The 10243-nt window shown below is 72.1% G+C and carries 10 protein-coding genes, 1 tRNA gene and 1 riboswitch; of the genes, 4 read left to right on the forward strand and 7 right to left on the reverse strand.

Going from position 1 to position 10243, the window contains the following annotated elements; translation table 11 throughout:
- Positions 1 to 40: 40 nt before the first annotated feature.
- The 4 genes from ACIRFL_RS29870 to ACIRFL_RS29885 all read right to left on the reverse strand — a co-directional run bounded on the left by ACIRFL_RS29870 (position 41) and on the right by ACIRFL_RS29885 (position 2998).
- The gene (locus ACIRFL_RS29870) at positions 41 to 1084 is read right to left on the reverse strand and encodes a M23 family metallopeptidase (protein ID WP_404034445.1); all 1044 of its coding nucleotides are present in this window, start codon (positions 1082 to 1084) and stop codon (positions 41 to 43) included.
- Positions 1085 to 1091: 7 nt separating this feature from the next.
- A riboswitch (cyclic di-AMP (ydaO/yuaA leader) is annotated at positions 1092 to 1251 on the reverse strand.
- Between the two features lie 353 nt (positions 1252 to 1604).
- Positions 1605 to 1678 (reverse strand) — tRNA-Met (locus ACIRFL_RS29875).
- A 72-nt stretch (positions 1679 to 1750) separates the two neighbouring features.
- Entirely contained in the window at positions 1751 to 2554 is an 804-nt protein-coding gene (locus ACIRFL_RS29880; RefSeq protein WP_404034447.1) for an alpha/beta fold hydrolase, read from the reverse strand.
- Positions 2555 to 2635: 81 nt separating this feature from the next.
- Positions 2636 to 2998 carry a MerR family transcriptional regulator gene (locus ACIRFL_RS29885; protein WP_404034449.1) on the reverse strand — a complete coding sequence of 121 codons (363 nt, stop codon included), beginning with the start codon at positions 2996 to 2998 and terminating at the stop codon, positions 2636 to 2638.
- Between the two features lie 76 nt (positions 2999 to 3074).
- Here ACIRFL_RS29885 and ACIRFL_RS29890 point away from each other — a divergent pair, with 76 nt between their 5' ends.
- Positions 3075 to 4307, forward strand: coding sequence for an MFS transporter (locus tag ACIRFL_RS29890; protein ID WP_404034450.1), 1233 nt, complete (start codon positions 3075 to 3077; stop codon positions 4305 to 4307).
- A 105-nt stretch (positions 4308 to 4412) separates the two neighbouring features.
- Here the strand turns inward: ACIRFL_RS29890 and ACIRFL_RS29895 are convergent, their stop codons facing one another.
- Positions 4413 to 5543 carry a dihydrofolate reductase family protein gene (locus ACIRFL_RS29895; RefSeq protein WP_404034452.1) on the reverse strand — a complete coding sequence of 377 codons (1131 nt, stop codon included), beginning with the start codon at positions 5541 to 5543 and terminating at the stop codon, positions 4413 to 4415.
- Between the two features lie 139 nt (positions 5544 to 5682).
- Here ACIRFL_RS29895 and ACIRFL_RS29900 point away from each other — a divergent pair, with 139 nt between their 5' ends.
- Entirely contained in the window at positions 5683 to 6198 is a 516-nt protein-coding gene (locus ACIRFL_RS29900; RefSeq protein WP_404034454.1) for a MarR family winged helix-turn-helix transcriptional regulator, read from the forward strand.
- A 151-nt stretch (positions 6199 to 6349) separates the two neighbouring features.
- On the forward strand, positions 6350 to 6985 hold the full coding sequence (ribA, locus tag ACIRFL_RS29905; RefSeq protein WP_404034456.1) for a GTP cyclohydrolase II: 636 nt from the start codon (positions 6350 to 6352) through the stop codon (positions 6983 to 6985).
- Positions 6986 to 7012: 27 nt separating this feature from the next.
- Here ribA and ACIRFL_RS29910 read toward each other — a convergent pair whose 3' ends face one another.
- Both ACIRFL_RS29910 and ACIRFL_RS29915 read right to left on the reverse strand, forming a co-directional pair.
- Positions 7013 to 8440, reverse strand: coding sequence for a DHA2 family efflux MFS transporter permease subunit (locus tag ACIRFL_RS29910; protein WP_404034458.1), 1428 nt, complete (start codon positions 8438 to 8440; stop codon positions 7013 to 7015).
- Between the two features lie 12 nt (positions 8441 to 8452).
- Positions 8453 to 9094, reverse strand: coding sequence for an NADPH-dependent FMN reductase (locus ACIRFL_RS29915; RefSeq protein WP_404034460.1), 642 nt, complete (start codon positions 9092 to 9094; stop codon positions 8453 to 8455).
- A gap of 170 nt (positions 9095 to 9264) precedes the next feature.
- Here ACIRFL_RS29915 and ACIRFL_RS29920 point away from each other — a divergent pair, with 170 nt between their 5' ends.
- A complete protein-coding gene (locus ACIRFL_RS29920) occupies positions 9265 to 9951 on the forward strand; it encodes a TetR/AcrR family transcriptional regulator (protein ID WP_404034462.1) in 687 nt (228 codons plus the stop codon).
- Positions 9952 to 10243: the final 292 nt, after the last annotated feature.

Raw genomic sequence — 10243 nt, forward strand, 5'->3', positions numbered from 1 at the left:
GTGCCGGGGGGGTCAGGGGTTGAGGCCCTTGGCGTCTGGGTCAGGGGTTGAGGCCCTTGCCGCGCAGCCAGGCCATCGGGTCGATGCCGCTGGACGCGCCGCCGGAGTGGACCTCCAGGTGGAGGTGGGGTCCGGTGACGTTGCCCGTGGCGCCCACGCGGCCGATGACGTCCCCGGTGTTGACCTTCTGCCCGACGCTGACGCTGATCGACGACTGGTGGCAGAACCACAGCTCGGTGCCGTCGTCCAGGGTGAGGATCGTGCGGTAGCCGTAGGAGCCGGCCCAGCCCGCCTCGGTGATCGTGCCGGTGTGGACGGCCTTGATCAGTGTGCCCGTGGGGGCGGCGAAGTCGAGGCCGGTGTGGTAGCCGGAGGACCACATGGAGCCGGCCTGGCCGAAGGTGCCGGTGACCGTGTACGAGGAGGTCGGCAGGGTGTACTGCTTGGCCAGCGCGGCCAGCCGCGCCTCCTCGGCCTTCTTCTTGGCGGCGGCCTCCGCCTTCTCCTTGGCGGCGGCGGCGCGGGCCGCGGCCTCCTTCTCCGCCTTGGCCGCCGCGTCGGCGACCTCCTGGTCGGCGGCGGACACGGCCGCGGCGACGGCCTTGGTCTCGGCCTGGCCCTGCTGCTGCTCGGCCTGGGCCATGATGCGGTTGCGCAGCGCCTCGCCGGCGTCGGCGGTGCCCTCGGCGCTGTCGGCCTCGGTCACGCCGACGCTGCTCAGGGCGGTCGCGGAGCCCTTGGTGGCCTGGGCGCCGGCGCCGTCGCCGAGCAGGGAGCCGACGGAGGGCAGGTCGGGCATGGAGATGGACACCGGCGGCTTGCCGGTGTTGGCGCTCGCCATGCCCCCCGCGCCGACGGCGGCTATCACGCCGACGCCGAGGACCGCGGAGCTGCGGGCGAGTCCGCCGCCGCCACGCTGCTTGGCGACGCGGTGCCGGCCGCGCAGCGGGCGGATGGAGTCCTCGGTGGGGTTCCACTCCTCCCAGGGGCCCTCGTCGGTGCGGTAGGTGCCGTAGCCGAAGGTCTCGGTGCCGTACTGGCTCGGCGCGAACGGGGCTTGTGGGGCGGGCCGGTTGGACGCCACTCGGGCGTGCTCCTTTCCTTCCTCCGCCTACCGGGTTAGCTGACGGGTTCGGAGCAGGAAGGTCTCCTACGCGCGTATACCGGCCGTGTCTCCACGGCGGTGTCCGCGTGATTCACCCCAAGGTGGTGGTTCCCCGGTTCCCTTGCGGGATTCGGCGCGTGAGCACGGAGCCGCCTCTTGTGACGGCTGGGACGACCGCGCTGCGTTATCGAACGTTAATAGACCCGGCGGGCAGATTCCAAGCCGTTCCACTTGATCGTTAACGCTTTCGGACGGGAATTTACCGCCCATGACCGGCGAAAACCGGGCGAGTTGGCCCCTGGCGCACGGAAACTCGGGCAACCCATGGGACTTGACGGTGTGTCAGTTGTTATGCGGAGGGCGGTCGTCCGATCACCGCTCGTGACGGTGGGCTCGTGACCGTGAGCGGGTCGCGTATCCGTGAGCGAGCCGCGTCACCGTGGGCGGAAAAAACTCAGGGCCGGAATCCATGTACTGGATTCCGGCCCTGAGCCTTCAGTAGCGGGGACAGGATTTGAACCTGCGACCTCTGGGTTATGAGCCCAGCGAGCTACCGAGCTGCTCCACCCCGCGTCGGTGTTCCACCAGTGTACGCCATGCGCAGGACCGCGAGCACACGGATAACCCCCCGGACCCGCGCGGCCTTCAGTTCGGTCGCGGAAGGGTGTCGAGCCAGCCTCCGATCACCTCACGGACCGCGGGTGCGCACTCGACCTGCGGGTTGTGACCGGCGCCGTCGAGGACCACAGCGGTCATGCGGGGGTAGTGGTCGAGCAGGGCAAGCTGGTCACGCCAGCCCACGAGGGCGTCCTGACGTGTGGTGAGCAGAAGATGCCGGCCGTGGTGGACCACGCCCGGGCTCTCGGGCCACTGCGGCAGGAGGAAGTCCGCGTCGAGTTCGGCGGCGGCACGGCGGTCGTGCACCCGCCAGCCGGGGAGGATGTGCTCCTCGAAGAGAGCCCAGCTCTCCTCGGTGTGGCGGGCCATCACGGCACGGAACAGTTGAAGGTCCTCTTCGTGGGCGAGGCGGGCAAGGAGTGCGTCGTCGCGCTCGACCACGGTGCTGTCGGGCAGGGTACGTTCGGCGCCCCAGCGGACGACGGGAACGAGCAGCGCGGAGCCGAGCACCTGCTCACCGAAGCGCGCGGTCACGGCGCGGGCGATCTGCCCGCCGAAGGACTGCCCGAGAACGGCGAAGGGCCGGTCGCCGACGGTGGCGCGGATCCAGTCGATGACGGCGTCGGCCATCGTGGCCGCCGACGTCGGGCCGGACAGGCGCGGACTGTTGCCGTGCCCGGGCAGGTCGGGGTACAGCCTGCGCCAGCCGGACCGGCCGGTGAAGGCGGGTTCCAGCGGCAGGAGCAGCCGGTGATCGATGGTGTAGCCGTGGATCAGGACGATCGGTGTGCCGTCGCCGAATTCGGTGTGCCAGAGGGCGGAGTCGTTCATGGCTCAAGCCTGCAACCTTGACGCACATGTCAAGGTCAAACGAGTCGTACGGCACGCTTCCGTCCGGTGTCGAGCGAGTGGTCAGGCGAGGCTCTTGACCACCGCAAGGTACTCGTTAATGGCATCGCGGTTGCGAGTCAGGCAGTCGATGCGGCGCGCCATCTTCTCGCCCTCGCATTCCAGCGTGGCGATCATCTCCGGTGTGGCGTCCGTGAAGTGGATCGTCCGCGGGGCATCGAGGCACGGAAGTATCTGCCTGATGATCCGTGTGGGCAGTCCGGCGTCGAGCAGACCGCGGATCTGGAGCACGCGGTCGACGAGGTAGTCGTCGTAGTCGCGGTACCCGTTGTCCTGACGGCGCGGGGTGATCAGCCCCTCACGCTCGTAGTACCGCAATGATCTGGCGGAGGTCTCCGTCAGCCGGGCAAGTTCACCGATGCGCATGTGAGCAGCCTCACGTCCGGTCGGGGCAGGGTCGGATAGACCTTGACATTGATGTCAACCCTAGACGATGACGCCCATGGATCAACTGAACATCCGCCCCGGCCTCCATCCCCGCATGTCGGCGGACCGACTGCCGCTCTCGGGCCTGCTCGCGCTCGGTACGGCCGGATTCGTCACCGTCATGACCGAGGCCCTCCCGGCGGGCGTCCTCCCGGCCATGAGCGCGGACCTCGGCGTGAGCCAGGCGCATGCCGGACAGACGGTGACGCTCTACGCACTCGGTTCCGTCCTGGCGGCGGTCCCCCTCACCACCGCCACCGCCTCATGGCCACGCAGACGCCTGCTGCTCACGGCGATCTGCGGCTTCGCCGTGGCCAACGCGGTCACGGCGTTCTCGACCAGTTATCCACTCACCATGGCCGCGCGCTTCCTGGCCGGTCTGGTCGCGGGGCTGCTCTGGGCCCTGCTCGCCGGGTACGCACGCGGCATCGTCGCCCCGGAGCGACGCGGCCGAGCGATGGCCGTCGCCATGGCCGGCACGCCCGTTGCGCTGTCCGTCGGGGTACCTGCGGGGACATTCATGGCCCAACTGATCGGCTGGCGTTCCACGTTCGGGCTGATGAGTGTGCTCGCCCTGATGCTGGTCGGCTGGATTCTGCGGAAGCTTCCGGATCTGCCGGGGCAGAGTGAGCATGTCCGGGCCATACCGGTCGGCAGGGTGCTGAGAATCCCGGGCGTGGCTCCCGTCCTACTGGTGACGGGCGCCTTCGTTCTCGCACACAACATCCTCTACACCTACATCGCGGCTCTCGCGGCGGCGGCGCGGATCGAGGACCGCGTGGATGCGGTGCTGCTGGTCTTCGGAGCATGCTCACTCGCCGGCATCTGGATCACAGGGATGCTGATCGATCGGCACCTGCGACCGTTGATGATCACGGCAGTCGCGCTGTTCGGCACCGCGGCGCTCGGTTTGGGCGTGTTCATCCACCTGCCCTGGCTGCTCATCGCCTGCTCGGCCTTGTGGGGTCTGTCCTTCGGCGGTGCGGCGACTCTCCTGCAGACGGCCGTCGCCGACGCGGCGGCCCACGCCTCGGACATCGCTCAGTCGCTCCTCGTGACCTGCTGGAACGCCGGTATCGCCGGCGCGGGCGTGGCCGGCGGAATGCTGCTGGACCGTGAAGGGCCCGAGGCGCTGCCATGGACGGCACTGGCTCTGCTTGCGGTCGGCCTGACCGTGACCGTTGCCGCGAACCGGCACGGGTTTCCCAGCCGCTCCCCGCGGGGCACGAGGCCGTACGCCGACCGGTGAACTCAGGAGAACCGAGCCGTGCGCAACCGGATCGCGGATGCCGCGGCGAACACCGACGACCTCGTCGTCGCGCACCCCGGCCGACCCTCAGCCCCGTCGGTGCGCTCAGTCGAGCAGATGGCGGTTGGGCTTCCTGGCCGCGGCCTCGTACTCGGGCAGCACGACGACGTCGACGCCCGCGGCCGTCAGCAACCCGCTCCCGTCGGCCCCCGCTACGAACGTGTCCGGCTCACGCCAGGCCGTGACCACCCGTCGCACCCCCGCGTCCAGGATCAGCCGCGCGCAGGGCGCGGGCCGCGAGGCCCGCCGGGCGCACGGCTCAAGGCTGCTGTAGACCGTGGCCCCGGCCAGCCGCGGATCCGCCGGGTCGGTCTTGGCGAGCGCGGCCTCCTCCGCGTGGACCACGGGGTCGCCCTCCTCCCGGGAGAATCCGCGGGCCAGCTCCGTGCCGTCCGCGGCCACCACGACCGCGCCCACGCTGAACGCCGTCCGCGAGGGCGGGCAACGCTCCGCCAGTTCGCAGGCGATCCGCAGCCAGTGCCGGTCCGCGGCGACGGCCGCCGTACCGCTTCCCGGGGCGGTCGGCTCGTACCGCATCAGGACCACGTCCTCGATCCGCCGGGTCTCCAGGAGCCGCAGCCGCCCGCGCTGGTACTGCCCCGGCCCAAACAGCCGGGGGGCCGCCGGATCGCCGACGACCAACGGGGCGACGACGAGCTGGAGTTCGTCGGCGAGGCCCTGCCGGAGCAGTTGCGTGTGGACGGTCCCGCCGCCCTCCACCATCAGGCGCCGCACCCCGCGCGCCGCGTACAGGTGGGAGAGGATGGTCGGCCAGTCGAGGCGGGGGCCCAGCGGGACGACGTCGGCCGCGATGCCGGCTCGCCGTGCCCGCTCCGCGCCCTCGTCCGTGGCGTAGAGGATCTTCTCGCCGCCGGTGTGCCAGAACCGCGCGTCCGGGTCCAGGTCGCCCGAGCCGCTGACGGCGACCTTGAGCGGGTACTCCGGCCGGCCGGCGGCGAGCCGGGCCGCGCGCCGCCCGGGCGCGTTGACCAGCAGCCGCGGGTTGTCGGCGCGGATCGTGCCCGCGCCGATCAGGATCGCGTCGACGGACGCCCGCACCGCGTCGACCCGGTCGAAGTCGGCCGGGCCTGACAGGAGCAGCCGCTCGGGGCCGGTGTCGTCCAGGAAGCCGTCGAGGGAGACGGCGGCGGACAGCAGGACGTACGGGAAGGGCATCGGCGTGCTCCAGCGTGGAGACGGACGGGCTGGCATCGGGCGGGCCGGTTTCGGCGGCCCCGGATCGGGCGGGGCCGGTTTCGGCAGCTGCGGGTCGGGCGGGCTTGGTTCAAGTTTGAAACAAACTTACACTGGCGGCATGACGACCCGCTGGCTCACCCCCGAGGAGCAGCGCGCCTGGCGCGCGTACATCGCGGCCTCCCTGCTGCTGGAAGACGCGATCGACCGGCAGCTCCAGCAGGACGCCGGCATGCCTCACCTGTACTACTCCATCCTGGCCAACCTCTCCGATGCACCGGAGCACCGGCTGCGGATGACCGACCTGGCCGAGCGGTCGAAGATCACCCGCAGCCGGCTGACGTACGCGGTGACCCGGCTGGAGAAGGACGGCCTGGTCCGGCGCGAGGGATGCCCGTCGGACCGGCGCGGCAGCATCGCCGCGCTGACGGAGGCGGGGGTGGCGGCCCTTGAGCGCACGGCACCCGGGCACGTCGAGACGGTGCGCGCCGCCGTCTTCGACCACCTCAGCGCGGAGCAGGTGGGGCAGCTGGAGGAGATCTGCACGGCGATCGCGCGGGGGCTGCACGGGGAGGGTGCGCGCCCCACGCCCGAGGACCTGCCCTGGCGGCGCCGGTCCACGCCCTCCTGTTCCTGAGCCCTGTTCCTGAGTCCTGTTCCTGAGCGCGCCGGGCCGCTGTCGCGGGCCCGAATTCCGGTTGCTTCAAATTTTGAACATGAGTAGGCTCCCCGCCGTAGCTCTGCTTCAAAACTGAAGCAGATTCGGCCTTCGGACCCGGAGAACCCGCATGCCCGACACCCCTGTCGCCACACCGCGCGCCCGCGTCCGGGTACCGCTGCGCTTCCAGGACGGATACGCCGTCGACGCCGACCTCGTCACCTTCCACGGCCTCGCGGACGGCAGGGAACACCTCGCCGTCGTCCTCGGCGACCCCGGCACCGTCCCGCTGGTCCGGCTGCACTCCGAGTGCCTGACCGGCGACGTCTTCGGCTCGGCCCGCTGCGACTGCGGCCCGCAGCTGCGCGAGGCGGTCGAGCGCATCGCCGACCGCGGTGGCGTCCTGCTCTACCTCCGCCAGGAGGGCCGCGGCATCGGCCTCTACAACAAGCTCGACGCGTACGCCCTCCAGGACCAGGGCCTGGACACCTACGAGGCCAACGCCGCGCTCGGCCTGCCCGAGGACGCCCGCGACTACACGCCCGCCGCCCAGATGCTGCGCGCCCTCGGCATCGAGGAGCTGGACCTGCTGTCCAACAACCCCGACAAGGCGGAGCAGTTGCGGACGCTGGGCGTCGGCGTCCGCGAGCGGGTGCCGACCGGGGTGTTCCGCACCGCCCACAACGTCCGCTATCTGCGGGCGAAGGTGCTGCAGACCCAGCACACGCTGCCGCTGGGCGAGCTGACGGAACGCAACGCCGGCTGACCCGGCCCCGCCGTCACCGCCCCGCGGTCACCGCCGGGACGGACGGGTCGGGAGCAGTGACGCGGGCAGCAGGGCCAGGGCGAGCAGGCCCGCCGCGACGGCGTACGCGACGCGGAAGCCCGCCGGGTCCGGTTCCGGGCCCGCGAACCCCAGCACCACCGTGAGCAGCGCCGTCCCCACGGACGCCCACAGCTGCCCGTTGATGCTCAGCGCCGTGCTCGCCGAGGCCACCCGGTCCTTCGGCAGGTCGCGGGTCGCCGTCGTCATCGTCGGCATCAGCACCATGCCGGCCCCGACGCCCATCACCGTGGCCGCGCCGACCACCCGCCAGGGCGCCACGCCTTCCTCACCGACCTGGAGTGCCGTCAGCGCCATGCCGAGCGCGCCCACCACCGTCCCCGCGCCGACCAGGCCCCGCGGCGAGATCCGGTCGACGAGCCGGGACGCCACCTGCATCGTCGTACCGACCGCGAGCCCGACCGGCGCTCCCAGCAGTCCTGCGGCCGTCGCGGTGACGCCCCGCTGCTGCTGCCAGTAGAGCGGCCCGAGCAGCATGGAGCCGAAGTAGCCGCAGGTGAACAGGGCGAGGGTGACGATGCCCGCGGCGAAGGTGCGGTCGCCCAGCAGCCGCAGGTCGAGCAGCGGCTCCCGGGCGGTCAGCGCCCGGCGCACGAAGGCGGCGGCCAGCAGCACGCCGGCGAGGGCGGGGACGAGCATCCCGGGCGCGCCGAAGTCGCCGCGCTCACCGCCCCGCGCGAGCCCGAACAGCAGCAGGGCCAGGCCCGGCGCGAGCATCAGCAGTCCGGGCACGTCCAGGGCGGACGCCACCGCCCGGCGGGGCACGTCGGCCGGCAGCAGCTTGGCGGCGAGCGCCAGGGCGAGCGCCCCGACGGGCAGGTTGACCAGGAAGATCCAGTGCCAGGACGCGATGTCGATCAGCCGGCCGCCGAGCACCGGACCGGCCACCGGGCCGACCAGGACCGGCAGCCCGAGCAGGCCCATCGCCCGCCCCAGCCGGCCGCGGTCCGCGACCCGCATCACCATCGCCATGCCGACCGGCATCAGCAGCCCGCCGCCCAGCCCCTGCACCGCGCGGAAGGCGATCAGGCTGCCCGCGTCCCAGGCGCAGGCCGCGAGCAGCGAGCCGTGCGTGAACAGCACGAGGGCGGTCAGATAGGTGCGCCGGGCGCCGATGCGGTCCATGGCCCAGGCCGCGGTCGGGATGACCGCGGCGAGTGCCAGGGTGTACGCGGTGGCCGTCCACTGGATCGTCTCCAGGGGGGCGTCGAACGACTCCGAGAGGCTGCGCATCGCGACGTTGACGATGGTCATGTCGAGCACCGACATCACGGACCCGGTGGTCACGACGGCGAGGACGCGGTACAGCCCGGTGGCGTCGAGCGCGTCGGCCCGCCCCGCCCGGGTTGCCGCGGCACCGGCCTTCGGGGCGGTCATGCCGGGCCGACCTCAGCCCGCGTACGGGCGGTCCGCGCGGGCCGCCCGCAACGCCCGTCCCCACCAGGCGAGTTGGCCGAGCATGCCCTTGGCGGCGCCCGCGCACACGGCCGCGTCGCGCGGCGCGCCGTCCTCGCCGAGGCCCGACCACGGCCCGTGCAGGCTGACCGAGTCGCGCACCGTCACGGCGTGCAACTCGGCGAAGACCAGCCGCAGTTGCTCGACCGCGCGCAGACCGCCGCCGAGACCGCCGTACGACACGAAGCCGACCGGCTTGGCCTGCCACTGCGCGTGGTGCCAGTCGATGAAGTTCTTCAGCGCGGCCGGGAAGCTGTGGTTGTACTCGGGAGTGACGACGACGAAGGCGTCCGCGTCGGCCAGGCGCGGTGAGACGTCCGCCAGCGCGGCGACGGCCTCCTCGCTCGGCGTGCCGCCCCAACCGGGCATGACCAGCGGCAGCCGTACGTCGGCGAGGTCGATGACGTCGAGGTCGAACCCGGCGTCCGCGGCGGCGGCACCGGTGAACCAGTCGGCGACGGCCCGGCCCTGACGTCCCTCGCGGACGCTGCCGACGAGCACGGCGAGGCGGAGCGGCGGATCGCCGGCGGCGGAGCCACCGGCGGCGGGCGCGGCTTCGGTGACGGACGTGGGCATGGGTGTCCCCCTCTGCATGGCCGGCCGGTGGCCCGTACGGCCCACCGGTGGCCCGGTACGGGCCTCGTTCCGGTAAAGTACAACGAGCGTTGTAAAACTACAACGCTCGTTGTACTTCGGTGGCCGCACACCGTCCGCCGTACCGCACATCCACCCCCGAGGAGGCGCGCGTGGGCAGCAGCAACGAGGCCCGGATGGCACAGGCGCGGCGCGAGGTCCCGCCGCGACGGCTGGCGAAGCAGATCGCCATCGCGAGCGCGTCCTGCACGGTGTTCGGCCGCGAGGGCTACACCCGCGCCTCCATCGACGCGCTCGCGGCGGCGGCCGGGGTCTCCACGCGGACGCTCTACAACCACTTCCCCGGCGGCAAGGCGGCCCTGTTCCGCACCGTCGTCACCTGGACCTCGACCGAGGTACGGGACGCCCAACTCCGGTGTATCGAACCTCTGTTGAACCCGGAGCGCCCGCCCGGCCCGGCGGACCTGGAACCCGACCTGGTGGCCCTGGCCCGCGGCTTCGTCGACCTCATGACCGAGTACCCCAACCACTTCGCCCTGGTCCGCCACATCCACGCCGAGGCCGACCACGTGCCCCCCGAGGTCCTGGCGGCCTGGCAGGAGGCGGGCCCGGTACCGGTCGGCCGCGCCCTGGCCGACGCGATGACGGCACTCGCCGAGGCGGGCCTGATCGACGTACACGGAGACGCGGACCTGGCGGGCGCCCACTTCATGGCCCTGATCTCCCACACCATCGTCCAGCTCTCCCACTACGGCGTACGCCCCCTGCCACCACAGCAGATGGAGCGGCTGATCAAGGGCGGGGTGGGGGCGTTCCTGCGGGCGTACGCGGTGAGTTGAGGGTGGGGGTCATACCGGCGTACGCGGCGCACTGACCGGTGGGCATGCCGGCATGCACGATGCGCCGACCGGTGGGCTCATGCCGGCGTACGCGGTGCGCCGACCGGTGGGGGCATGCCGGCATGCGCCGTGAGGCGACGGTGGGGGTCATGACGACGTGCACGGTGCACTGACCGGTGGGTTCACGCCGGCGTACGCCGTGAGGCGACGGTGGGGGTCATGACGACGTGCACGGTGCACTGACCGGTGGGTTCACGCCGGCGTACGCCGTGAGGCGACGGTGGGGGTCATG

This window comes from Streptomyces sp. NPDC102462 (assembly GCF_044765425.1).
In the GTDB taxonomy this organism is placed as follows: domain Bacteria; phylum Actinomycetota; class Actinomycetes; order Streptomycetales; family Streptomycetaceae; genus Streptomyces.